We start from the raw sequence: 21,041 nt of genomic DNA on the forward strand, positions 1-21,041 counted from the left end.
GATGCTGCGCACGCGCGAGGAAGTCGCGCGCGTGCTGTTGTGGCGGCGCGCGCTACAACAAGACGTCGGCCGAGGCCTGCTGATTGAGCGGCGCGAGCATCCACAAGTGTTGCGGTGTCACGCGCCGCACACAGTCCGCGCGGAACAGCGGCTCGCCCGCCTGGTGGAATGACCAGGCCAGCAGTTCGCTACAGAACCACGCATCGGCCTGCTGCCAGTCGCGGTGCAGGCCAAGGCCGCCGATGGCCTCGTAGTCGTAGGGCTTGCCGATCTGGCTGGCCGCCGCCTCGATGATCCGCGCCGGGTCGCGCGCCGGCATCGTCGCCAGCTCGTACCGGTCCGCGCACTGGATGGCCCCGGCCAGCGGCACGCTGCGCACGCCGTGCCCGGGCATCGATTCGATGACCTGGTCGCCGGCCACCAAGGCCACATGGCTCCACGCCGACCAGGTACACACACGAATCGCCCAGCTCAGGGGGCCGTTGGTGGTGGTGAAAAGTAGCTGGACGCTGCTCATTCTTGTCCCCCGCTCATGCCCGCCAAGACGCCGCGCACGCCGGCGATCGCCTGGTCGGCGGCCGTGCGTGCGGCGTCCTCCGATACCGCGTTGCGGATGCGCACTTTGCCCGCGAGACGAAGCGACCGAATGCCGTACAGGGCAGCATTCCACGCGGCATGCATCGCCAGGATCTCGTCGGCAGCCTCCCGGGCGGTCGAGCCCTTGGCGTCGGCGGCACTCTGCACCGATGGCGGAGCATCGCCCACGTAGCCGGCGGCCTGGTACGCCTGCGCCTCGTCGGCGGCGCGCTGGTATTCGACTACGCGCAGCGGATCTCCGACCACCGCCAGGCGGACCGCATCGGCCGCGGCGTCGAGCTGGTCGCACAGACGCTGCCTCAGCGCCACCAGCTGCGAGGCCTTCAACTGGGCGTCCTCGATCCACCTCCCTTCATTCCAGACGTGTGCAAAGCTGGGCCGCGCGGTTTCTGTGGCGCTCACGTCCGCCGGCGTCGTGCCGATCTCGGCGATGGTGACGGCAGAGCCGTCCGCCTTGGAGAACAGGGCAACGCCGCGCCAGTCGGCCGCGACGCTCCAGTTGCCGTCGCGGAAGACGGCCACCTCGTGCGGGCCGGCCTCGGGCGGCATTTGGTCGGTGGCGTGGGCAGGGATGAGCACGACGCCCGGTTCGAGCGGCGAGTGGTCCGCCGGCGAGCGGCCTGCGTATTCGCCGGTGGTGGGGTGGTAGTGGTAGACGGTGTCGGTCATGGCGTCGATCGGTCAGTATTTGATGCAGGGGAGGAACGCGACGTTGCGCGGGCGGGCCATGTTGATGAAACCCTTGTTGTTGGCGTCAACGAAGGTTGCGGCCGATGAGTCGTACATCGTGAGCGGGAAGGCGCCGACCCAGGGGTCGGCGATGTTCGACCACGCCACGTTGGTGCCATCGCCCAGCGCCGTGATGTTGAAACTGGCGATGCCACCCACGTCGTCATGCACGACCGGGGAGCCGGACTGCCACGTGCCGATTCCGCGGCCGCTATCCACGCCGCGACCGTCATCCCAGCCGCGCAGGAATTCGCCGCGCAGGTCCGGGAGGTTGAACGTGGCGGCGCCATCGCCCGCGCCGAACGTGGTGCCAATCTCGGCATACAGCGCCGCGTAGGTCGTACGACTGACCGCCGCGCCGTTGGCCTTGAGCCATCCGTTCGGGGCGGTGGAGCGCGCGAAATACCCGATCAGCCCCGCCTGGCCCACCAGCTGCCGCCAGTCGGTCCACGTGCCGCTGCTGGCGCGGTAGCGCGTGAACACTTCGTTGTCCGACGAGTGGACGATCTGGAAAACCATCGTCGCACTCTCCCGCCATACCTTGAGCACGCCGTGGCTGCTCGGCGCATTGGCGCTATCGCTGGTGTAGTAGTACTCGCCCGGGGTCACCAGCGCATTGAGGTCGCCCACGGCCTTATTGCTGGTCGCCAGATCGGCGCCGATACCGGCGGCCAGCCCCTGCGCGGCCGTGACGGCATCCGTGATGCCGTAGCCGGCAAGCGTGGTCGGATTGGTGCCGCCCGTCACCTGGCCGCGGCTGTTCACGGTGATGCTGCGATACGTGCCGGCCGCCACGCCCGTCTTGCCGCTCACCAGCTCGAAGGCGAGCGCGGTGGTGCCGATCGTGATCGGTGCATCGGTGGCGAGCTGCCACAGCGAATCGCCGTTTGCCGCGCCGGTCTCCACTGGCACCAGCATGCCGGGGGTCACCTCCAGCGCGGCGTCGGCATCGGCCGCGCGCGCCCAGGCGCCGGCCGCAGCAACGTAGATGCCGTTGTCCTTGCCCGCGTTCTGGTCCTTGACCAGCACCCGGTCGCCGGCGGCGAGCGTCACGCCGTCGATGGTCAGCAGTCCGGAGAACGCGGCCAGGTTCGCGGTGGTGGCAACGCGCACCGATGGCTTGCCGTCCAACTTCGCCAGCTCGGCGGCGATGGTGGTGTCGACGTACTGCCGCGTCGCCAGCACGATCGACGGGTCGATCTTCAGCTCGACAGCGGCGCCCGAGGCCGACAGCACGACCATGCGCACAACCTGCGTGCGGCCGGAGCCTTCGGCCATCTGCGGCTTGTACGTCTCGGGGCAGTTGCCGTAGTAAGCAAGCGTGCCGTCCGCGTCGATGAGGCCCAGCTCACGAACCCACCAGCCACCCACGGTCTCGGGGATCACCAGCTCGGCAATGAACTGGCCGGGGTTGGCTTGATCCTGCCATAGCGCGTTGATCTGCGCGCGGTAGCACTCGTTGACCAAGGCGGCGCGGGCGCGGTCGGGTGTAGGCAGCACGCCGCCGCCGTCGCCCACGGCGATGTGGGTGTACTTGCGCGCCTGGCCAAGCGCCTTGGCGTTGGCGTCGCGGGCCTCGCCGGCGGCGGTCGGCACGATGAAGAAGGTCTGTGGCATGGCGTTATTGAGTGACGGTCAGGGTATCGATGGCGTGGGAAGCGGCCGAGACAGCCGCGGTGCCGCTCACGACGATGTCGGGTGGCTCGTAGGGGTAGACGGTCAACACGTCGCCCAGATAGGCGGCAGCGCTGGTGGCCTGGGTGCCGCGCACCTCCAGGCTGATTTGCAGGCCGAGCATCGGGCGGGAACACGGCTTGGCGTCGTCAATGAGGCGTTCCAGCTCGGCATACATGGCCTCGTCGATGCCGGTTTGCAGCACGCCCACATCGAGCCGGAACGACCCGCGCGGCCCGGGCGGATTGGTCTGCCACCACTCGATGACGCGAATCAGGAAGCCCAACGGCTCGACCGCGCGGCGAAGCGCGCCGATCGTGCCCTTCTTGCGATGCACGAAGTAGGAGGCGGCCGTCACGGCACGCTTGGTGGCGAGCGGCCAGGCCGGGTTCCAGCGGTCCACGGAAAACGACCAGGCCAGGAAGGGCAACAGCTCGGCCGGACAGGTGGCCGGGTTCCACAGGTCGCGCAGCGGCACCGGCACGCGCTCGATGCGCCCGCCCGCCTGGGCGGCGCGGCGCTCCAGCGGCGTCGCGTTCGGCGGCAACAGGGTTGCGCTACTCACTGGTGCCCCCGTTGACGATCTCCACGGCGGTGCAGTAGCCCGCCTGGGTCAGATCGAGCGCGATGTCTGCGACCGGTTCGTGCAGCACCAGCTTTTCCACGCCCTCCACATGCAGCGCCGCCGTGATCGCCGAGCGGTTGATGTCGCGACCGATGCGCCGCCGCGTGGTGCGGTAGACGTCGGCCCGCTTGCCAGCCGCGTCCAGGATCGGCTCGGCCGCCGGCCCCGATGCCAGGTACAGCGTGGCACGGATGCGGTATGGGACGATGGTGGCGGATTGCACCGTCAGGCGGTCGCCGAGCGGCCGGGTGTCGTCATCGCTCAACGCGGTGCGTACAGTCGCCAGCAGGCTTTCGTCGGCCGTGCCATCGCCCAGGTGTGACAGCACCGAGACCACCACCTCCGCGCCGGCCGGGCTGATCGCGCGTGCGTCCGCCACCCGGCCGTCAGCCGAGCGCGCGAACTGCTCGTAGGCCTTGGTCGGGCCAGCGACGGACAGCCCTTCGAACGCTTCCTGTGCGCGCTCGCGCAGCGAGTCGTCGCCCTCCATCACGGCGGGCGTCGGCGGCACGGTGGTGTCGTCAGCCGGTGTGATGGTCAAGCGCTGCACGTTGAAGTTCGCCGCGATCTGCTCCAGGTCTTCCCCTTCGGCGAAGGCCAGCATGACCCCGCGCGCCGCGTCGTTCACACGCTGGCGCCACACCAGCTCGCGGTAGGCGTTCTCCTGCAAGAGCTTGGTGATCGGCTCGGATTCCAGCTCCAGCGTGGCGCGCGCGGCGTCCCGCTGGTCGGCGGGGTGCAGCGATACGAAGTAGTCTTTCCGCTCGGCCAGGATGGCTTCGTAGTCGAGCGTTTCGACCACGGCCGGCGCCGGCAGCTGCGACAGGTCGATGATGGCCATGGTCAGCTCCGAAGGGGCACGGACAGCGTGCCCGCCGCTTCACGGCGCGGGCCGTCCACGCGGTCTGCCTCGATGTCGATCACGGGCTTGCCGTCCGCATCGATCCAGAACCGCACTGAGGAGATGCGGATCCGCGGCTCCCACCGCACCAACGCCGACACGGCGGCGGACATGGTGCGCAGGCGGGTTGCCGGGTTCAGCGGCTGGTCGATCAGCTCGGGGACCTGGCTCCCGTAGTCGCGGCGCATCATGCGCGAGCCGATCGGCGTGGAGAGGATGTCGCGCATCGACTGCACCACGTGCGGCTGGTCGGAAAGCGCTCGGCCGGTGGCGTTGTTCATGCCGGTCACCGCGTGCCTTCCGTCCAGTCGCCGCCGTGCTGCACGCCGCCGTGGTCGTGCTTGTCCAGCACGACGCCGTTGGACGAAAGCTGGCCGCCCTCGTGCGTCAGGCTGCCGGTGATCTTGTTGCCGTTCTCGCCGCCATGGCCGGCGATGCCGTTCTCGTACGCGAACCGGCCTTTGACCGTGACATTGCCGTCGAAAACGGTGTCCGGCGCCTTCACCAGCACGTTCGCGGCGGCTTCCAGGAACACCGTCTTGACGCCCTGCACGCTCAGCAGGCCGGCGGTGTGGTCGTAGCTGGTGAGCGCGCCATCCGGGTACAGCGTGACAGTCAGGTTGGGGTCGTTGCTCGGAACGTCGTTGTCGTCGGTCGGGATGCCGCACAGGATGACAGCGTTGGCCGGGTCGCCGCTGGGGCAGAACAGCAGCACCTGCTCGCCCACGGTCGGCGGATTCCAGGTGCGCGTCCGGCCGGCGCGGCGCTCGGCCCACGGGCGCCAAGTGGTGGTGAGGCCACCGGTGCGCACGCGCACGGCCGGCGGCTTGGTGTGTCGAACCTCGGCGATAGTGCCGAGGCGCAGGAGGTTTTCGAGAAGGCGGGCGAGGTCTGCGGTGTCCATGGCCGCAGAGTGCCGTGTGCGCGTGGGCGGTGCATCTACTGCGTGTTGTGTAGGCGCGCCTTACAACAGCTTTCCGCTTTATCGTTTGGGGGGTATACCCGGAGAGGGGCTGTGCGATTTTTTCTTGAAGGAACTGTTTTTTGGTTCTACACCGAATCCTATGGCCGACACATTAAGCCTACGCCTTTTTTGGTTCCCTCATAGAGATAGGATCGGAATAAATCGAAAAAAGGACATCCTCTCATGGCCACTAACTCGCAGCTAGGCGACGCTCTATTGTTCGTCGACACAAACGTACTTCTCGACTTCTATCGCATCCGAAAGAGCGATGTGAGCATAAAGTACCTTCAGCAATTGGAGGAATGCAAGGATAGATTAATCCTCGGCTCTCAAGTTGAGATGGAATTCAAGAAGAATCGCCAGCGAGTAATCGTCGAAGCGTTGAATAGCTATTCCTTGCCTGACTGGGGGAAGTTATCGCCTCCGGCCCTTGTTGCAGACATCAAAGCATGCAAAATGATAGAAAAAAAGAAGGGGGACTTGATAAATCAGCACAAGAAGGTTAGCGAAAAAGTACGCTCTATCCTTTGTGACCCCACGCACCACGATCCGCTCTATAAGATTCTGCAAAGACTTTTCAAGAACCACTCACCCTACAATCTGGCGCGAACAAAGAAAGAGCGTTTTAATATCAGAAATCTTGCCAGGAAGCGCTTTGTGCTCGGCTACCCACCAAGAAAGCAGAATGATACGTCTATAGGTGATTCCATAAACTGGGAATGGATTGTTCATTGCTCTAAAGAAAGCGGCAAGCACGTGATTATCGTTACGCGAGATACTGATTACGGCGTAACCTATAAGGACACGCCGTACATCAATGACTGGTTGAGGCAAGAATTTAGTGAGCGCGTCAGCAAAAAACGTCAACTTATCCTTACGGATAAACTCTCAGTTGCACTAAAGAAAGTGCACAAATCGGTGACGAAGGAGATGGAGGAAGCAGAGAACACGCTTTTGCGCCATGCTACCGACAGGGAAATACAGGTCGAAGATGAGTTCATTCCGTGCAGGCATGACGACATCTTCGAAAACTTGACCTTGCAATCAGATACTATTTTGCAGCCACCAAGCGCGCGATCGGGGTTGGCGGTTGCTAGGCACCCAAATGCAAGAGAAGTAAATTAGTGATGTGCTCCATGTCCATTCCATCCATGCCTAACAGTTCCCGCGCCGGATATTGAGCCGTCAGCCCAGCTTTGTTGACGCGATCCCGAAGGCCGAACTGGTGAACCGTGGCGATGCGCTGCGCGTTGCCCGCGAAGGTCACCACGGCAGTGTTGGCATCGGCCTGGGTCTTCATGTAGCGCGCCAGCCGAAGCCGCATGAACATCGCCCGCCGGATGCGGCCGGCGCGATGCCGCAGCTGCGGCTTGCGCGGTACGTAGGGGCTGCCGTCCGGATTGCGCTGCTCGGCGATGCGGGTAGCCTGGCGCCGGCGCAGCTCGACGGCCACGGCGCGCGCCAGCGTCCGGCGGGCCGGTGCATCCAGCTTGGTCAGCATCCCGGCCAGCCATGCCTCTAGTTCGCGGGGCTCGCTCAATTCGGCCTCCAGCTCGCCGGGTCGTCGGCATCGTTGACCGGCTCCGGGTGGTGCTCGACCTGGTAGCCGCCGCCGGCCGGCTTCACGGTCACGCGCTCGGTCAATTGCAGCTTGATCGACAGGTCGACCGTGCAGTGGTTCAGGATTTCAGCCTCGAAGCGGAACCCGTCGCGGCGCCGCTCGTCGTTGGCGAACAGGTCGGGTTGGTTCGTCCGCAACCAGGCCAGGACCGGGACAACGATGGTGTCCGAGCTGTCCGGGTAGTCGGTCACGATCAGCGTGAGCGTGTACTGGTACTCGAACGACAGCGAGCGGGCGCCGGTGCCGACCACGCGCCCTTCGTCCACGAACACGTGCAGCGCGTCGGGATTGGCGGCCAGGTGCGGCACGCCGGCCGTGAGCGCGTCGCGCAGGCTGGTGAGCTTCATCATGGCGCGACGTCCTCCCCGATGACGGTCACGCCCTGGTCGCGCAACAGCTGCTGCAGGGCAGTCAGTTGCTCGCTGTTGGCGTGGCTGTCGGTGTAGTTGTCGGCGACGGTGCCGGCGACGGCAGAGAGCGCAACGCCCGAGGGGGCCGCATCAGCATCGCCGGCACCTGAATCTGGCACTGCGCCGGCGGCGGCGCCGTCGTGCAGCCGCACAAAGCCGCGAGGAACAACGCAGGAAGCATCAGCCTGGATCGGGACATAACGCGGAATCTCCTTGATGATGGTGTCGCCCTTGAGGCGGATCGTTTGCACGCGGTCCACGTACTGCGTGACGGTGACGGTGCTGCCCTGCGCGCCCTTGAGCTGCGTGCGCAGGTCAGCAGCGGCTTTCTCGGCGGTGTCGGCGCGATCGACGGCGGCGGCGTAGCTGTGCGCCAGCCACACGCCCAGGCCTGCGACGGCCGCCAGCACACACAGCACAGCGAACGCGCGGTTCATGCGGCCTCCCGCTCTTCGGCCTGGTAGCGTGCGAAGGCGCGCGCCAGCTTCACGTCGTACAGGTTGTCCTTGTAGGCCGGCCCGTTGTAGAGCGCGGCGAAGGCGGACCACTTCCCGCCCGTGAGCGCCTTGTGCAAGGCGGGGTCACTGGTGACGAACCGCACGAAGGCGTCGAGCTGCGCTCCCTCGCCGCTTTGCATGGCGTCCGCGAATGCCTGGACGCTCGGATACCCCAACCGCTCCCAGTGGTATCCCATGACTTGAAACAACCCCCAGCTCGCCGACGCAAGGGCGCAATCGCGGTCGATGGCGATGGCCTGAGCGAGCCGCATGTGCTCCCCGGCCTTGCCCACGTAGCCGCCACGGCTCGGGTTGACGATGTTGGGATACCGGGCCGCGAGCGCGTCCGCATCCTGGTCGGCCTCGCGCAGCTGCCGGTACATGACGTGCCGCTCGAACAGGATCACGGGCCGTCCGTCCGGCAGGAACCCGCTCCCCCGGCTCTCAACCTCGTTGACCGCGCGCACCGCCGCCAGGGGCACGCCCAGCGTACCCGCCGCGCGTTGCAGATCCGCCGCCGTCAGGTGCCCGGGCTGGCGGGCGCCCACGCGCAGGGCCTGAACGGTCTTGGGGCCAGCGATGCCGTCCACGACCAGGTCGAAACAGGCTTGCGCCGCGCGCACGGCCGCGGCGGTGGCCGCGTCGTATTCCCCGGTGTCAGCTGCCGAGAAACCACGGCCGGCCAACAGACGCTGCAGCTCGCGCACCTCGGCGCCGGTGCTGCCTGGTTTCAGGATCGTCATACGGACCTCCGCAGCAGGCGCACCAGCCAGGACGTGTCGGCGCCGCCGCCCATGCGGAACAGCTCCACCACGTTGCCGCGCACCGAGAAGACGGCCAGACACAGGATGGCCGTGATGCCGTTCTGCGCCAGCAGCGCCCAATCGTACCGACCGAACAGCACGCCGATGGGAACCGCGCCGGCCAGCACGATCAGGGCGTAGGCGAGCCGCGACGCCCAAGGGCGGTGCGCCGCGCCGTCGCGCTTGAACAGCAGCAGGCGCAGCGCGATCAGCGCGCACAGCATCGCCTGCACGATGAACAGGGCATTCACGGTTGGTTTCCTCCACGGTTGTCGCTGCTGTCACCCCGCAGGGCGGCCAACAGCTTGTCGCTGTTGTCGGCCGCGCGGATCAGCGCCAGCAGCAGCTTCACCACCACCGTGGAGGCCACCAGCGCGCCCACGGCCTCGCTGACTTCGGTGTTGGCGGGCAGCGCCCGGGCGATCAGCGACGCGGCGAGCGGTGCCGACAGGACGCCCGCCACGATCGACAGCACGAGGAAGGACAGCTTCTTTGCGATGCTCAGGTCGCCGCCGGCATTGAGTGCGAAGACGGCCGCGCCAGCGAATGCGGCAAGCACGGTGCCGGCATCTACGCCAGGCAGCAACGAAATTGCGCCTACGCTGGTGACGGCGACAGCCGTGGCTGACGTACTGGTTGCGATGGGTTCAGCCATTGATGATCCTTGGGGTCAGTCCCACAGCTGCACCGTTTGCGCGGGCGGCTGTGGGGAGATGTCAGGCAGTACCAGCTCGGTCCCATGGGGCAGGGTGGGACCCAGATCGGCGATGCCTGGGTTGGCGGCCAGCACGGCTTCCGTCACGCCCGCCGTGCGGCCGTACACCCGCCGGCAGATGGCGTCGATGGTGTCGCCCTGGATGGCCCTCACGCGCATCAGATCAACTCCACAGTGGTGCGCGGTGTGCCGGCGATGTCGCTGACGGCCCAGCGTGCGTCGCGCCGCAGATCATCGACCGATGTGTTCTCCGCCTCCGCCTTGCGGTCGCCCGCTGCGGTGGCGTCGAACGACCGGTAGCGCTCGATCAGCCAGGCCGCCGCCGTGCAATGCACCGCGCGCAGGTAGCGATGCACATAGCGGCTCCGGCCATCGACCCACTGCGCCGGCACTGCGCCCAGCTCCAGGAACCCGGCGGCGAGCTGGCGAGCCTTCCACCCGGCCAACTCGTCATTGACGGACAGCGCGGCTTCGATCAGCGCGGCGCGCAGCCGCTCGGGCGTCACGGTCCCGTCCAGGCGCATCGCTGCGCACGCCTGGTCAACGTCGATGTCCGGGAAAAAGCCGTCGTTGCCGATCGGCTGCCCGCCAGGTTGCGCCGGCGTTGGCAAGGGGGCTGCTGCGATGAATGAGGACATGGTCTTGATGAGCTGGGAGGCGGTGGACGTGGCGACGATTCGCGGCATGCCGGAAGGTCGCCACGTGCCGCCTCGATGCGCGGGGTCACGCTCGGTATCAGCGGCGGCCGGTGCCCTCCTGGGCGGTGGCCTTCGCTGCGTTCTTGATGTCGCGCTCGAGGCGTTCGATGTCCTTCTTGACGCCGCACTTGTCGTGCAGCTCCAGCGCGCGGCGCAGGTGCGACAGCACGAACTGACGCAACGCGGGCACGTCCGGGGCATTGGCCTTGCCGATCTGCGCGCCGTGGGCGTAGCCGATGGCCTTGTGCAGCTTGGCCCGCACCTCGTCCGGCATGTCCTGGCTGCCCACCAGCTCGGCCACTTCGCCCAGCGCCGCCAGATCCACCGGCTCGCCGGCCTCGGTCGCTTTCAAAGCCATGTTGGCGAATTCCTCGGTGATCAGGCAGGCGGTGGTGCGCTGATACTGGTCAGGCATCGACAGCCCGTGCCGGATAGCGTAGGCGGCGAGCGGCAGGGCGCCGGCGAAGTCGCCCGCATCGATGTGCCACACCATGACCGTCATCAGCACTTCGTCCTGCATGCCCGTGTCGGCTTCCAGCACGCCCGCCACCCAGGCCGCGTACTCGGGCAGCAGCGTGCGCTTGACCTCGGCCTTGCGTTCCATGGACTGCACTTGCTTGAGTTGGCGCCTGTGCTCGGCCAACTGCGCCAGCATCAACTCGTGGCCGGTCGCGTAGCGCAGCGGGTTGCCGGCCTGCGCCGCTTCGGCAGCGAGTCGGGCCGTCACGCGAAGGAAGTGGTTGCGGGCCAGGTTGGTCACGCGGCCTCCTCGGCGTCCGTCAGGTCGAACTCGATGTTCTCGGCCATGGCAGCACAGTCCAGGTCTTCGACCACGTATGCGTCGTTGCTCGATTCGTAGTTCTCGATGCGATCGCGGCGGGCGTTGTCCACCACCGTGCGGCGGCGCGACCCTTCCTGATAGTAGATGGACAGGTTGTCCAGCCGGGTCACCATCAGGCTAGCGGGCGGGAAGAACGGCACACGGACCGCCGGTAGGTTGCCGATACGCAGTTGGCTGACGATGACATCGGCCGCCAGGCGCTCAGAGGGCGCCTGATCCGCATTGATGAGCGGGAAGTATTTGTCGGCAAGCAGTTGGCGCCCGCACAGCACGACCAGCTCGGGGTCCTCCGCGTACCACGGGGCCACCAGTTCGTTGACCAGTTGGAAGACCACCGCATCGAGTGTCGCGTAGTCGGCGCGGGTCCGCTTACCGTCCTTCTGGAGCTTGCCCACGACGATTTGATCGCGTGCCTTGCCGTCCCGCATAACGCGCGCGGGAGCGCCGTCGCGCACGTGCTGCAACCATCCCGTATTGACGTCTTGCAGCAGCGGGTTGGCGACACGGTTGGAAGTCGGCGTGCGCTTGACGCCGTTGAACCCGATCGTCATGCGGTCCAGTGCCTGACGCTTGAGGATGGCATCGCGGATGCGGGTCTGGAAGTCTGGGAACTTCGCCCAGGCGTCCAGCTTCTGGTAGGTGATGTGGGTGTCCGAGTTGGTCTGCTCGCAGCGATAGCGGCGGCCGTCCAGCGTCGAAATGTCGGCCGTCTGGCGATCCTGCTGGCTGGTGTCGGTCGTGCTGGCGATCGGCCCGGATACGCCCAGGCCCAGCTTCTCGCCTTCCTGCTCGGTCACGGGATAGACGTTGATCTTGGAGAGGAACGCGCTCGATTCCTGCACCTTATTCTCAAGACGCTGCTGTACTGTCGGGCTGACGGTGAATTTCTCGTCGACGCGATCCACGCCGTTCAGCTTGGCGATTTCAGCCTTGTAGGCCGCGAAGAGGCGGCGGGTCTTGTTCTGCATGGTGTTGGCTCCGGTGGGATGGGGGTGGGCCGGCTGTCTCAGCAATCGGTCGTGATGACGGCTGCGCTACCGTCGCCGCCGGTGGCCGGCGGGCGCGCAGCGTAGGCGTCGGTCCGGTCCAGGTCGGCCTTGAGAGCGTGGAACTGTCGATCGCGCTCCGCGCCTTGCGCATTGAGCGCGGCGAGCTGGTCGGTCATGGCCTTGAATGCCGCGTTGAACTGCTCGCCGGTGGTCTGCAACTGCTGCGCGACGGTCTGCACGGCATCCTGTACGTCCGCAAAGCGGGCGTCGGTGGCGTCGTCGGACTTCCGCTGTTTGGAGAACAGCCGCTTGATGCTGTCGGCCAGGCTCGCGGGCGCACCGGCAGGCGTGTACGTGATCGGCTCCGAGAAATCCAGCGCCAGTTCCACGGCTTCGGTGAAGAGGTTGTCCGGGTGCTGCTTGCGCGCGGCGAGCGGGTTGGTCTTGGCCTGGGCGCTGAACTGCAGCACCTCGCATCCGAGGCTCGCCGGGTTGTCGGTCACGGCCAGACCGACCAGGTACGCCTCGCCGGTATCCGCGAAGCTCGGTCGCACTTCCATCGACGAAAAGATCTTCTGCCGCGCCTTGTTCATGGCGATCAGATCGGCGGTGGGGTCGATCTGCGCGAGCAGGCGCATCTTGCCGTCCTGCTCTTCTGCGCGCAGCGCGGCCACATCGCCGTAAGCCTTGAACGGGCCGGTCGGGTCGTAGCCGCGGATGTGCTCCAGGTTGATGCGCGCGGTGTAGGTCTCCGGGTTGTAGTTCTTCGCCATCTGGATCAGGTCATCACGATCGATGACGCGGCCGTCGCTCGTCGCGCCTTCGGTCGCAATGCGGAAGAACTTGGTGGACTTCGCCATGGTGCTGTCGTGGGTGAGTGGTGGTGGTGCCATCTTCGGCGGCGGCCACCGTGCGGGCAACGCAGCGATGTTGTGAGGACCCGCGCCACAACAGGCGCCGCGTGGCACGCGCGCGCACGATCGGTAGCGTGGCGGCATGACCACGCTGCCTCCGCTTGCCTCGCTCTCCATCGATCCCGAAAAGGACCCGCGCCGCATTGCGCGCACGCTGTATTGGCAGGGCTACCGCGTCGCCCGCATCGCCGAAATGCTGGGCGTCAAGGCCGTTACGGTGCACAGCTGGAAGCGGCGCGATGGGTGGGACGCGACGGATGCGGTGGAGCGTGTCGCGTCCAGCATCGAAGAGCGGATGGCGCGGCTGATCGCCAAGGACACGAAGGAAGGGCGGGACTACAAGGAGATCGACCTGCTCGGCCGGCAGATGGAGCGCCTGGCGCGCGTGCGCCGGTATGAGGCGTCAGGCAACGAGGCCGACCTGAACCCGAAGGTGGCGAACCGCAACAAGGGAGCGCGCCGCCAGCCCGAGCGCAACGCTGTCAGCGAGGACCAGCACAAGCAACTCGTGGACGCGTTCCACGACGCGATGTTCGATTACCAGCGAGTCTGGTACGAGGCGGGGCAGGTCGAGCGCATCCGCAACCTGCTGAAGTCGCGGCAGATCGGCGCCACGTGGTACTTCGCGCGCGAGGCGTTCATCGACGCACTGACCACGGGCCGCAACCAGATTTTTCTATCGGCCAGCAAGGCGCAAGCGTATGTGTTCAAGCAATACATCGTCCAGTTCGCCAAGGACGCGGCCGGGGTCGAGCTGAAGGGCGATCCGATGGTGTTGCCCAATGGCGCCACGCTGTACTTCCTCGGGACAAACGCCCGCACCGCGCAGAGCTATCACGGCAACCTGTACTTCGACGAGTATTTCTGGGTGCCGCAGTTCCAGGAGCTGCGCAAGGTTGCCTCCGGGATGGCGATCCACAAGCATTGGCGGCAAACCTACTTGTCCACGCCCTCCAGCCTGGCCCATGAAGCGTATCCGTTCTGGTCCGGCGCGCTGCTCAACCGGGGCAAGGCGAAGGACGCACAGGTCAAGATCGACATCAGCCACACCGCGCTGCGCGATGGCCTGCGCTGCGCGGACGGGCAGTGGCGCCAGATCGTGACGGTAGAGGACGCGCTGCGCGGCGGCTGCAACCTGTTCGACCTCGATCAGCTCCGCCTGGAGTACAGCGAGCCGGAATTCGCCAACCTGCTCATGTGCGCCTTCATCGATGACACCGCATCGGTGTTTCCGCTCTCCATGCTGATGCGCGGCATGGTGGACAGTTGGGAGGTGTGGACAGACTTCCGTCCGTTCTTTCCGCGTCCGTTCGGCAATCGGCCGGTGTGGGTCGGCTACGACCCAAACGGCGGGGGCGGGGACAGCGCCGCGCTGGTGGTGGTCGCGCCCCCGCTGGTGGCCGGCGGCAAGTTCCGCGTGCTGGAAAAACACCAGTTCCGCGGCATCGACTACGAAGAGCAGGCCGCCGCGATCCGCCGCGTCACCGAGCGTTACACGGTGGCCTACATCGGCATCGACCGCACTGGTATTGGCGACGCGGTGTATCAGCTCGTCAGCAAGTTCCGCCCGGATGCCGAAGGCTTTACCTACTCCGTCGATGTGAAGACACGTCTGGTACTCAAGGCGCACGACGTGATCGCCAAAGGTCGATTGGAGTTCGACGCCGGCTGGACCGATTTCGCCGCATCCTTCCTATCCATCAAGAAAACCGTCACCGCCGCCGGCGGCCGCGTCACCTATCAGGCCGGCCGCTCGGAGGACACCAGCCATGCCGACTTGGCGTGGGCCTGCATGCACGCGCTTTCGCATGAACCGCTCGAAGGCGCGACCGCCACCAACACCAGCATTCTGGAGCTGTCATGAGTCACAACAAGACCCGCCGCGCCGCGCGCACGGCATTCGCCCACGTGCATGAGGCCGCGGCGCCGGCCGAGCGCCACGCCGACCGAGGCGCGCAAGCCGAAGTGTTCTCCTTCGGCGATCCGGTCGAAGTGCTGGATCGGCGCGAACTGCTGGATTACGTGGAGTGCATGCGCATGGGGCAGTGGTATGAACCGCCGCTGCCGTGGGATGGCCTGGCGCGCTCGTTCCGAGCCGCCGCACATCACAGCTCAGCTGTGTACGTGAAGCGCAATATTCTGGTCAGCACGTTCATTCCGCACCCGCTGTTGTCGCGCGCGACGTTTGAGCGCCTGGTGCTGGACTGGCAGGTGTTCGGCAACGCCTACCTTGAACGCCGCGACAACGTGCTGCGCCAGCCTATGCGACTGGAAGCACCGCTTGCCAAGTATGTGCGGCGCGGCATCGACCTGAGCACCTATTTTTTCGTGCAGAACTGGCAGCAGCCGTACACCTTCGCGGCCGGTTCGGTGTTCCACCTGCAGGAACCGGACATCAATCAGGAGGTGTACGGCCTACCGGAATACCTGTCCGCACTCAACGCCACGTGGCTCAACGAATCGGCCACGCTGTTCCGGCGCCGGTACTACAAGAATGGTAGTCACGCGGGCTTCATCCTCTACATGACCGACGCGGCGCAGAAGCAGGAGGACGTCGACACGCTGCGCGAGGCGATGAAGCGGGCCAAGGGGCCGGGGAATTTCCGCAACCTGTTCATGTACGCGCCCAACGGCAAGAAGGATGGGATTCAGCTGTTGCCGGTGTCCGAGGTGGCGGCGAAGGATGAATTCTGGAACATCAAGAACGTCACCCGTGACGACCAGCTCGCCGCGCATCGCGTGCCGCCGCAGTTGATGGGCATCATCCCGAACAACAACGGTGGCTTCGGCGATGTGGAGAAGGCGGCGTTGGTGTTCGCGCGCAACGAGGTGAAGCCGCTGCAGGACCGCCTGCTGGCGGTCAACGACTGGATGGGGGAGGAGGTGGTGCGGTTCGCGCCGTATGTGCTGGGTCCGGCCGGCCAGGCGGATGTGCCGTAGCCGGCCGGCGGTGTGCGTCCGTCAAAGCATGGCTTGCACGTCTTGCACGGCGCCATCCAGTTCACGCTTGAGCGGCGCCAGCAGGCTGTACAGACAACGGCATTCCGTCGAGCGCTCGCCCCACACATCCAGCAATTGCAGAATACCGACCAGGCCGTTGCAGACGTTCAGCAGTTGTGCGCACGCCTCCTCCGTCGTCATGTAGATCAAAGTGCCGGTCGCCTCCAACTGGCGCAGCGTCGCCGCGCTGGCGGGCACGGTGCGCTTGTTGCCATGCGCGGGTTCCGGCCTCAATCGTTGCACCAGCTCGCACAACTGTGTCAGGGCGAGTACCTGCGGAGGCTGGATGGGCTTATGCACGCCACACCTCCGTCCTGCCGATGACGACATCCTGCAATGCAAGGGAGGGGACGGGGAATTGCGACAAGGGGGCTTGCTCGATGCAAGCCGGGGTGTTGGGCATTGCGGGCTCCTTTTTGGGTGGGAGGCCCGCCGCTCATTTCGACGTGAGGGGTGGCGGGCCAGACAGCGGGGGTCGAAAACCGGCAAAGGAGGCCACCGGCCAGCCCGAGGGCTGCCCCGCCCGGCCCGCCGTAAAAGAGAAGGGCGCGCGAAGGCATATGGACGTAAAAAAGCCGCCTATCGGCGGGCGTCCACCTCACTTTGATCGGGTTTCGACGCCCGGTCACCGCTGTTTTGGTGACGGGTCAATTCTTGGGGATGTGCGCGGGCGTGTCAAGCGCTCGGGGAAATGCGCGCGCCATGGGTTTCCGAATTGGCCCCAGCGGACCCTGCTCGACAAGACGCTATGAAACCGGATAGTTTGGTTCGGCCAGATTCAATGCCACGAAATGCCACTGCTCGAACTCAGGATCGAACATGGCGATCTGGTTGACTTGCGATGCATCCCCGTGCCCGATGTCGATTGTGTCGAGGGCCCGCCGGACCACTCCGGTCAATCGCTCGGGGTCCCACTGCATTACCTGCGAGATCGTTTCGGGCCACGCGAACAGCCCGGCCAATTCGCGCAGGCGGGAAAACTCCGCGAGGCTGCCTTCATCGGCCTGTAAACGCGGCGGCGATGGTTCTGCTGCTTGATGACTCGTCAGCGCTCTGGAATAGGTGGCCAGACGCCCGGTGAACCGCAGCATCAGCTTGCCATTGCAGGCAGGCCAGCCCAGATGCATATCAGCGCGGTATCCGCTGCCATGTGCATCCTTGAAATGGCTGTGGTCCACCACTGCCGCCGGCACCACCTGGCACTCCATGCCGATCTGCATCATCTGCACGACTTCGATCAACGCATCGACAGGCGAAAGATGGCATCGCACTGCACCGCAAGCCTCGACGATCGGGTGAAAGTGCCCATACTGGTCAAATCTTCCATGAGTGAACGTCAGCGGAGCGGTAAAAAATCCCTGCGGAGCGTTGAGATGCGGAAGATCACCAAACACCGGATAGGTCCTTGCTCAATGGAAACGTGGCAACCCTCAACTGCCCGCGCCCATGACGGTTTGGGAAGCCACAAGCCGCGGCGGCGGCTGGCACCCGCAAATACACAGATCGTCGTGCAGCGCGACCCGGCGCCCGTCCGGGCCGTTCATCGGCAAGCGCGGTGCGCCGCTGCACTGGATCTTGCCGGTCGAATGGCAAGCCGGGCACGCGATGTCGTCGTTCTCGTGCGCGACGTGGACGCTGTTCAAGTGCAGTGTCGTGGCCGTAGCCTGCACCGTGCCACCGGCTGTCGTCTTGTCGCCGGACAGAATTACATAGCGCTTCATCGGTTTGCGGTCTCCGTTGCGTCACGCCTCATCGAGATAGCCGACCAGCTTCCACGTTGCCTGCACCGTCTGCCGACGCACACCTAACCAGTCGTCCATCCAAGCGAATTTGCGCGGCTGGTAGACGGTGAGCATCGGCAACTCCATGCCCTTGAGGAAACTGCGCTCCGCATCGGCCACCACACCTTTGGCAAGGCTCACGCACCAGACGCCGTCCTGCGGACAAGACTCTCCAGTACGGGCAATCGTACCGAGCGGCAGACGTGTGGGTTGGGGCGTGGGTTCTGTTTCAGTCTGCGCGACCTGCTCGGACTTGGCCAACGGCAGACCGGTAGCCGGATCGAGATGCTTGGCTTTGCTCAGGCGCTCGATGAGTTCGTCGGACGGCTTCTGCGGCGGGACGGCGGCGGCCTGGTTTTTTTCCCATTGGAAGGTGCCGTCCCAAGGGGGCAGCTTCGCGGGGGGGAGCGGGACGATCTTGTCGATGTCGGCGACCTTGGGATTGCGGCCGGCATTTCTGTCGATGAAGTCGCCGATCAGCTTGTAGCGACGTGAACGCTCGGGATCCTTTGCTACGCCGATATCGCTAAGATGGGTGTCTTCCCGCTCCCACGAAAACCCCAGCTGCAAGGCAAATGCCCCTTGTGTCTCGCCTGCCGCCGCAGCCTGCTGGAAAGCCTTGGCGGCCTCGGAGTAAAGCTTGTCCGACTTTAAATCGATACCCAATTCAACGGCAGCCTCGCCATGGCCTTGATCCGCCGCGCACTGGCGCATCTGACGGGCAATCTCGGGCGCGTTACCAATTGGAGCAAGCAGTTTGCCGACGTAGTATTGGGCATCGGGATTGCCCAGGTCGGCGGCCTTGCGGATGTAGCGCAGCGCCATTTCGGCGTCTTGCTTCAAACCGTACCCGAGTTCGAGGTAGTGCCCAATATCGTAGTAGCCGCCGGGGATGCCCTGGTTCACCAGTTGCGCGGCCAGGTCAATCGTTTCCTTGGGCGCGTCCGGCGACTCCGCGATTCCCTGCGAGACGAGCCCTTGCAAGTTACTGTTCGCCTTGTAGTGCCCATGCGCTGTTGCGATCCGGTAATAGCGGGCGACTTCGTTGAAATTCTTCGGCCCCTCCTTCTTCTGCAAATAGCGCCCATACTGGAAGAGTTGGTCTACCTCGGGATCGAGCGGCGGCAGGTGATCGGCCTCATGAACGCAGGTGAAGGCAAGATTGGCGCGCACGGCGCTCATGTTGGGTAACGAAGCCAACGGGTTCTCCTCTTTCGTGCAGGCGCCAGTGAGAAGCGCGAGCGCAACAATCAGAATGCATTTGTTCATCGGTCAGTCCAGGTAGCTGCGTTTGTTCGAAGTACGCATGAAGCCGACCAGGGAGGCGCAGGGCGCACGGTTTTTGCCTTGGTTATCGGCATTCTGCTTGATGATTTGTCCCCATCCCTTGAACGCTTCAGCAGCATCGTCACTCGCAGCCGCCACATACATGGGATTTTGAGCGTTGCCAGCAGCGCGCTCCGAAGGACTGGGCCGCGTGTGGATTCCCCAGAGCCGCTTTCTGAGCGGCTGCGTCACCCCCGAATGCTCATGGCAGATGTTCAATTCGCTGTCGACCTGCATGCTGCGCGTGTTGATGTTGGCCGAGCCCAGTGTCATGAACACATCATCCACGATCATCAGTTTCGCGTGCACATACACGTAGTCCCAATTGTTCGGCGGCGAGTCCGGGGCAACCAGCGTGCAAATGTGCACTTCCAGTCCGTCGATCTTCACGGACTGGATGGTCTTCGGCAGCGTCTTCTTCATCTCCGCCTCCAGCTCGGCCCGCTTGGCCGTGGCGCGCTTGAGCTTCTGCTGCGCGTCTGCCAGCCATTGCCGCGTGGACGCCGTGTCCTCGGTCTTGAGAAACGCGTTCGCGTCTTCAATGACCTGATTGGCCTGATTCTGCTGATCGATCGCTTGCGCGCGCTGCTTGCCCAATGAGGCTTGGCGTGCGTCTTCCCGCTCCAATGTGGCGACGCCGGGCAGGGTATCGGCCCGCCCCAGCGCTTCCAGCATCCGGTACGTATTGACCGTTCCCAGGCCGATCCCATCGTCGTTCGAGTTGGTCACCACGAACAGGTGCAGCGGACCATGCTTGCCCTGGTCGCGCCCAGCACCAAACTGGACCTTGGCCGCCTCCTTGATCTTGTCGGCCAGCGGCGGGAACCGGAAATACTGGTTCTCGATGTAGACGAAGTTCGTCGTGTTGTTCACCGCCTGCAGGTACATCGCCTCGATGTCACGCTTGCCGTGCTGCGATTGCGTTCGCAGGATCTGCGCCATGACCGGCGTGTCGAAGTCGCGACGCAGCTTGAGCTGGCTTGCGATCGCCGCCCTCCCTGCCTCCAGCTGTTGCCCCGTCGCGTCACTCCATGCTTGGCAGAAGTTCCGGTTCAGGTATTGGAGGATGGGGCCGGTAACCCGGCTCGACATATCCTGGCGCGGGTGATGATCGTTGCGCCCCATCTGCGGATGCATGCGCGTGTAACCATGATCGTCACGGTCCCAGTACGCGTCGAGCGTGTTGTGCCCCATCACAAACCCCACGGCCCGCTCCGGCATCTCGTAGTCGACCAGCACCATCTTCTGATGATGGGACGGCTCGCCCGCCATCGCGGCGGCATTGGCGTCCTTGGTGAACGTGCTGCGCCCGGTATCCTTGCCCTGCGTCCAGGTGCGCCAGGCGATCTCTGCGCGCTCACCGAGGTCGAAATCGCGCGTGGCGAATTCCACGTTGGTCAGGGCCTTGTCGCGCAGCGCGTGATTGCGGATGGCTTTGGCAATCTCCTGCATGGCGCCGCCCGGCATCAACCACTTCGCCGCCGAACCCTTGGTGACGTTGTTCAAATTGGCACGCCAGTACCAGAGCTGATCGACTTCGCGCTGCGCTGAATTCCGCGTGTCCGACCGGTACGAGGCGACGTTGTTGCCGGGCGTCATGTTCTCGGAGAACTGCGCTAGGTGCAAGCTATCGCTCCACACCAGCAACCGCACCTTGACGCCTTGCTTGCCCATGGCCTCAAGCAGATCGCCAATCGGTAGCGTACCTTGGGCGTTGCTGCCCCGCTTGAAGTACATGGACGGCTGGAAGCCCCAGCAGATGATGTCGACGCTGTGCTTGGCGGCAGCAATCGCGTCATAGACCGCGCCAAACGCCTCCTCGCCGTTCACCAGCGGGCGAAACGTCGCTTGTGCGGAGTCGTATTCGGTATGTTGCACGAACCACGGCAGCGTGATTGTGGCGCTGCGGGTGCAGTTGAGTGCCAGCGGGGTGACGATGGGTTTTGTTGCCATGTC

Annotated in this window: 26 protein-coding genes; 3 read left to right on the plus strand and 23 right to left on the minus strand. The window is 65.1% G+C overall.

Translation table 11 applies throughout. From position 1 onward, the window contains the following. Window positions 1-52: 52 nt before the first annotated feature. The 7 genes from GO999_RS04635 to GO999_RS04665 are packed head-to-tail and all read right to left on the minus strand — an operon-like array spanning window position 53 to window position 5,430. Window positions 53-517, minus strand: coding sequence for a YiiX/YebB-like N1pC/P60 family cysteine hydrolase (locus tag GO999_RS04635; protein WP_089190771.1), 465 nt, complete (start codon window positions 515-517; stop codon window positions 53-55). Continuing rightward, the gene (locus GO999_RS04640; RefSeq protein WP_211906592.1) at window positions 514-1,266 is read right to left on the minus strand and encodes a phage tail protein; all 753 of its coding nucleotides are present in this window, start codon (window positions 1,264-1,266) and stop codon (window positions 514-516) included. Before GO999_RS04640 ends, GO999_RS04635 begins: the two co-directional genes overlap by 4 nt. 12 nt (window positions 1,267-1,278) lie before the next feature. Further along, complete coding sequence (locus tag GO999_RS04645; RefSeq protein ID WP_211906593.1) at window positions 1,279-2,943, minus strand: phage tail protein; 1,665 nt, start codon at window positions 2,941-2,943, stop codon at window positions 1,279-1,281. Window positions 2,944-2,947: 4 nt separating this feature from the next. Next, the gene (locus GO999_RS04650; protein WP_197369732.1) at window positions 2,948-3,565 is read right to left on the minus strand and encodes a phage tail protein I; all 618 of its coding nucleotides are present in this window, start codon (window positions 3,563-3,565) and stop codon (window positions 2,948-2,950) included. Beyond that, window positions 3,558-4,466 (minus strand): baseplate assembly protein, encoded by a 909-nt coding sequence (locus tag GO999_RS04655; RefSeq protein ID WP_211906594.1) that lies wholly within the window; start codon window positions 4,464-4,466, stop codon window positions 3,558-3,560. Before GO999_RS04655 ends, GO999_RS04650 begins: the two co-directional genes overlap by 8 nt. 2 nt (window positions 4,467-4,468) lie before the next feature. Next, window positions 4,469-4,816 (minus strand): GPW/gp25 family protein, encoded by a 348-nt coding sequence (locus GO999_RS04660; protein ID WP_211906595.1) that lies wholly within the window; start codon window positions 4,814-4,816, stop codon window positions 4,469-4,471. Further along, window positions 4,813-5,430, minus strand: a complete 618-nt coding sequence (locus GO999_RS04665) for a phage baseplate assembly protein V (protein WP_211906596.1) — start codon at window positions 5,428-5,430, stop codon at window positions 4,813-4,815. The genes GO999_RS04660 and GO999_RS04665 overlap by 4 nt, the downstream gene beginning before the upstream one ends. A gap of 243 nt (window positions 5,431-5,673) precedes the next feature. On the opposite strand from GO999_RS04665, the gene GO999_RS04670 reads away from it, so the two are divergent. Further along, window positions 5,674-6,615 carry a PIN domain-containing protein gene (locus tag GO999_RS04670; protein WP_071654002.1) on the plus strand — a complete coding sequence of 314 codons (942 nt, stop codon included), beginning with the start codon at window positions 5,674-5,676 and terminating at the stop codon, window positions 6,613-6,615. On the opposite strand, the gene GO999_RS04675 is transcribed toward GO999_RS04670, so the two are convergent. From GO999_RS04675 to GO999_RS04725, 11 genes are all read right to left on the minus strand, one after another. Further along, window positions 6,584-7,030: a phage virion morphogenesis protein gene (locus GO999_RS04675; protein WP_197361858.1), complete on the minus strand. Its 447-nt coding sequence runs from the start codon at window positions 7,028-7,030 to the stop codon at window positions 6,584-6,586. The two genes, GO999_RS04670 and GO999_RS04675, sit on opposite strands and share 32 nt — an antisense overlap. Next, complete coding sequence (locus GO999_RS04680; RefSeq protein WP_015985096.1) at window positions 7,027-7,461, minus strand: phage tail protein; 435 nt, start codon at window positions 7,459-7,461, stop codon at window positions 7,027-7,029. Before GO999_RS04680 ends, GO999_RS04675 begins: the two co-directional genes overlap by 4 nt. Next, on the minus strand, window positions 7,458-7,958 hold the full coding sequence (locus GO999_RS04685) for a hypothetical protein (protein ID WP_211906597.1): 501 nt from the start codon (window positions 7,956-7,958) through the stop codon (window positions 7,458-7,460). Before GO999_RS04685 ends, GO999_RS04680 begins: the two co-directional genes overlap by 4 nt. Further along, window positions 7,955-8,761, minus strand: coding sequence for an N-acetylmuramidase domain-containing protein (locus GO999_RS04690; protein ID WP_016727332.1), 807 nt, complete (start codon window positions 8,759-8,761; stop codon window positions 7,955-7,957). Before GO999_RS04690 ends, GO999_RS04685 begins: the two co-directional genes overlap by 4 nt. Continuing rightward, window positions 8,758-9,045, minus strand: a complete 288-nt coding sequence (locus GO999_RS04695; protein WP_211906758.1) for a phage holin family protein — start codon at window positions 9,043-9,045, stop codon at window positions 8,758-8,760. The genes GO999_RS04690 and GO999_RS04695 overlap by 4 nt, the downstream gene beginning before the upstream one ends. A gap of 23 nt (window positions 9,046-9,068) precedes the next feature. Further along, entirely contained in the window at window positions 9,069-9,476 is a 408-nt protein-coding gene (locus GO999_RS04700; protein ID WP_211906598.1) for a putative holin, read from the minus strand. 15 nt (window positions 9,477-9,491) lie between these two features. After that, window positions 9,492-9,695, minus strand: coding sequence for a tail protein X (locus tag GO999_RS04705; RefSeq protein WP_211906599.1), 204 nt, complete (start codon window positions 9,693-9,695; stop codon window positions 9,492-9,494). Continuing rightward, window positions 9,695-10,174: a head completion/stabilization protein gene (locus GO999_RS04710; protein WP_211906759.1), complete on the minus strand. Its 480-nt coding sequence runs from the start codon at window positions 10,172-10,174 to the stop codon at window positions 9,695-9,697. Before GO999_RS04710 ends, GO999_RS04705 begins: the two co-directional genes overlap by 1 nt. 97 nt (window positions 10,175-10,271) lie before the next feature. After that, window positions 10,272-10,994, minus strand: coding sequence for a phage terminase small subunit (locus GO999_RS04715; RefSeq protein WP_211906600.1), 723 nt, complete (start codon window positions 10,992-10,994; stop codon window positions 10,272-10,274). Continuing rightward, a complete protein-coding gene (locus GO999_RS04720; RefSeq protein ID WP_211906601.1) occupies window positions 10,991-12,043 on the minus strand; it encodes a phage major capsid protein, P2 family in 1,053 nt (350 codons plus the stop codon). Before GO999_RS04720 ends, GO999_RS04715 begins: the two co-directional genes overlap by 4 nt. 38 nt (window positions 12,044-12,081) lie before the next feature. Continuing rightward, window positions 12,082-12,924 (minus strand): GPO family capsid scaffolding protein, encoded by an 843-nt coding sequence (locus GO999_RS04725; protein ID WP_071895530.1) that lies wholly within the window; start codon window positions 12,922-12,924, stop codon window positions 12,082-12,084. Window positions 12,925-13,060: 136 nt separating this feature from the next. Here GO999_RS04725 and GO999_RS04730 point away from each other — a divergent pair, with 136 nt between their 5' ends. Further along, a complete protein-coding gene (locus GO999_RS04730) occupies window positions 13,061-14,842 on the plus strand; it encodes a terminase ATPase subunit family protein (RefSeq protein WP_211906602.1) in 1,782 nt (593 codons plus the stop codon). Then, on the plus strand, window positions 14,839-15,918 hold the full coding sequence (locus GO999_RS04735; protein WP_211906603.1) for a phage portal protein: 1,080 nt from the start codon (window positions 14,839-14,841) through the stop codon (window positions 15,916-15,918). Before GO999_RS04730 ends, GO999_RS04735 begins: the two co-directional genes overlap by 4 nt. A 21-nt stretch (window positions 15,919-15,939) precedes the next feature. Here the strand turns inward: GO999_RS04735 and GO999_RS04740 are convergent, their stop codons facing one another. From GO999_RS04740 to GO999_RS04760, 5 genes are all read right to left on the minus strand, one after another. Continuing rightward, a complete protein-coding gene (locus tag GO999_RS04740; protein WP_197369601.1) occupies window positions 15,940-16,278 on the minus strand; it encodes a DUF1484 domain-containing protein in 339 nt (112 codons plus the stop codon). A gap of 446 nt (window positions 16,279-16,724) precedes the next feature. Continuing rightward, window positions 16,725-17,372, minus strand: coding sequence for a hypothetical protein (locus GO999_RS04745; protein WP_071653990.1), 648 nt, complete (start codon window positions 17,370-17,372; stop codon window positions 16,725-16,727). Window positions 17,373-17,408: 36 nt separating this feature from the next. Continuing rightward, complete coding sequence (locus GO999_RS04750) at window positions 17,409-17,699, minus strand: PAAR domain-containing protein (RefSeq protein WP_058907760.1); 291 nt, start codon at window positions 17,697-17,699, stop codon at window positions 17,409-17,411. A gap of 21 nt (window positions 17,700-17,720) precedes the next feature. Then, window positions 17,721-19,028 carry an SEL1-like repeat protein gene (locus GO999_RS04755; RefSeq protein ID WP_197369602.1) on the minus strand — a complete coding sequence of 436 codons (1,308 nt, stop codon included), beginning with the start codon at window positions 19,026-19,028 and terminating at the stop codon, window positions 17,721-17,723. Between the two features lie 3 nt (window positions 19,029-19,031). Then, window positions 19,032-21,038: a Tle5 family T6SS lipase effector gene (locus GO999_RS04760; RefSeq protein WP_211906604.1), complete on the minus strand. Its 2,007-nt coding sequence runs from the start codon at window positions 21,036-21,038 to the stop codon at window positions 19,032-19,034. Window positions 21,039-21,041 lie beyond the last annotated feature (3 nt).

It is taken from the genome of Ralstonia nicotianae, from assembly GCF_018243235.1.
GTDB lineage: Bacteria > Pseudomonadota > Gammaproteobacteria > Burkholderiales > Burkholderiaceae > Ralstonia > Ralstonia nicotianae.

Excerpts from the sequence above, each read along its gene's own strand:
- GO999_RS04635 (WP_089190771.1), bottom strand. The coding sequence starts at position 517 with ATGAGCAGCGTCCAGCTACTTTTCACCACCACCAACGGCCCCCTGAGC.
- GO999_RS04640 (WP_211906592.1), bottom strand. The coding sequence starts at position 1,266 with ATGACCGACACCGTCTACCACTACCACCCCACCACCGGCGAATACGCA.
- GO999_RS04645 (WP_211906593.1), bottom strand. The coding sequence starts at position 2,943 with ATGCCACAGACCTTCTTCATCGTGCCGACCGCCGCCGGCGAGGCCCGC.
- GO999_RS04655 (WP_211906594.1), bottom strand. The coding sequence starts at position 4,466 with ATGGCCATCATCGACCTGTCGCAGCTGCCGGCGCCGGCCGTGGTCGAA.
- GO999_RS04665 (WP_211906596.1), bottom strand. The coding sequence starts at position 5,430 with ATGGACACCGCAGACCTCGCCCGCCTTCTCGAAAACCTCCTGCGCCTC.
- GO999_RS04670 (WP_071654002.1), top strand. The coding sequence starts at position 5,674 with ATGGCCACTAACTCGCAGCTAGGCGACGCTCTATTGTTCGTCGACACA.
- GO999_RS04680 (WP_015985096.1), bottom strand. The coding sequence starts at position 7,461 with ATGATGAAGCTCACCAGCCTGCGCGACGCGCTCACGGCCGGCGTGCCG.
- GO999_RS04685 (WP_211906597.1), bottom strand. The coding sequence starts at position 7,958 with ATGAACCGCGCGTTCGCTGTGCTGTGTGTGCTGGCGGCCGTCGCAGGC.
- GO999_RS04690 (WP_016727332.1), bottom strand. The coding sequence starts at position 8,761 with ATGACGATCCTGAAACCAGGCAGCACCGGCGCCGAGGTGCGCGAGCTG.
- GO999_RS04695 (WP_211906758.1), bottom strand. The coding sequence starts at position 9,045 with ATGCTGTGCGCGCTGATCGCGCTGCGCCTGCTGCTGTTCAAGCGCGAC.
- GO999_RS04700 (WP_211906598.1), bottom strand. The coding sequence starts at position 9,476 with ATGGCTGAACCCATCGCAACCAGTACGTCAGCCACGGCTGTCGCCGTC.
- GO999_RS04705 (WP_211906599.1), bottom strand. The coding sequence starts at position 9,695 with ATGCGCGTGAGGGCCATCCAGGGCGACACCATCGACGCCATCTGCCGG.
- GO999_RS04710 (WP_211906759.1), bottom strand. The coding sequence starts at position 10,174 with ATGTCCTCATTCATCGCAGCAGCCCCCTTGCCAACGCCGGCGCAACCT.
- GO999_RS04720 (WP_211906601.1), bottom strand. The coding sequence starts at position 12,043 with ATGCAGAACAAGACCCGCCGCCTCTTCGCGGCCTACAAGGCTGAAATC.
- GO999_RS04725 (WP_071895530.1), bottom strand. The coding sequence starts at position 12,924 with ATGGCGAAGTCCACCAAGTTCTTCCGCATTGCGACCGAAGGCGCGACG.
- GO999_RS04730 (WP_211906602.1), top strand. The coding sequence starts at position 13,061 with ATGACCACGCTGCCTCCGCTTGCCTCGCTCTCCATCGATCCCGAAAAG.
- GO999_RS04735 (WP_211906603.1), top strand. The coding sequence starts at position 14,839 with ATGAGTCACAACAAGACCCGCCGCGCCGCGCGCACGGCATTCGCCCAC.
- GO999_RS04750 (WP_058907760.1), bottom strand. The coding sequence starts at position 17,699 with ATGAAGCGCTATGTAATTCTGTCCGGCGACAAGACGACAGCCGGTGGC.
- GO999_RS04755 (WP_197369602.1), bottom strand. The coding sequence starts at position 19,028 with ATGAACAAATGCATTCTGATTGTTGCGCTCGCGCTTCTCACTGGCGCC.
- GO999_RS04760 (WP_211906604.1), bottom strand. The coding sequence starts at position 21,038 with ATGGCAACAAAACCCATCGTCACCCCGCTGGCACTCAACTGCACCCGC.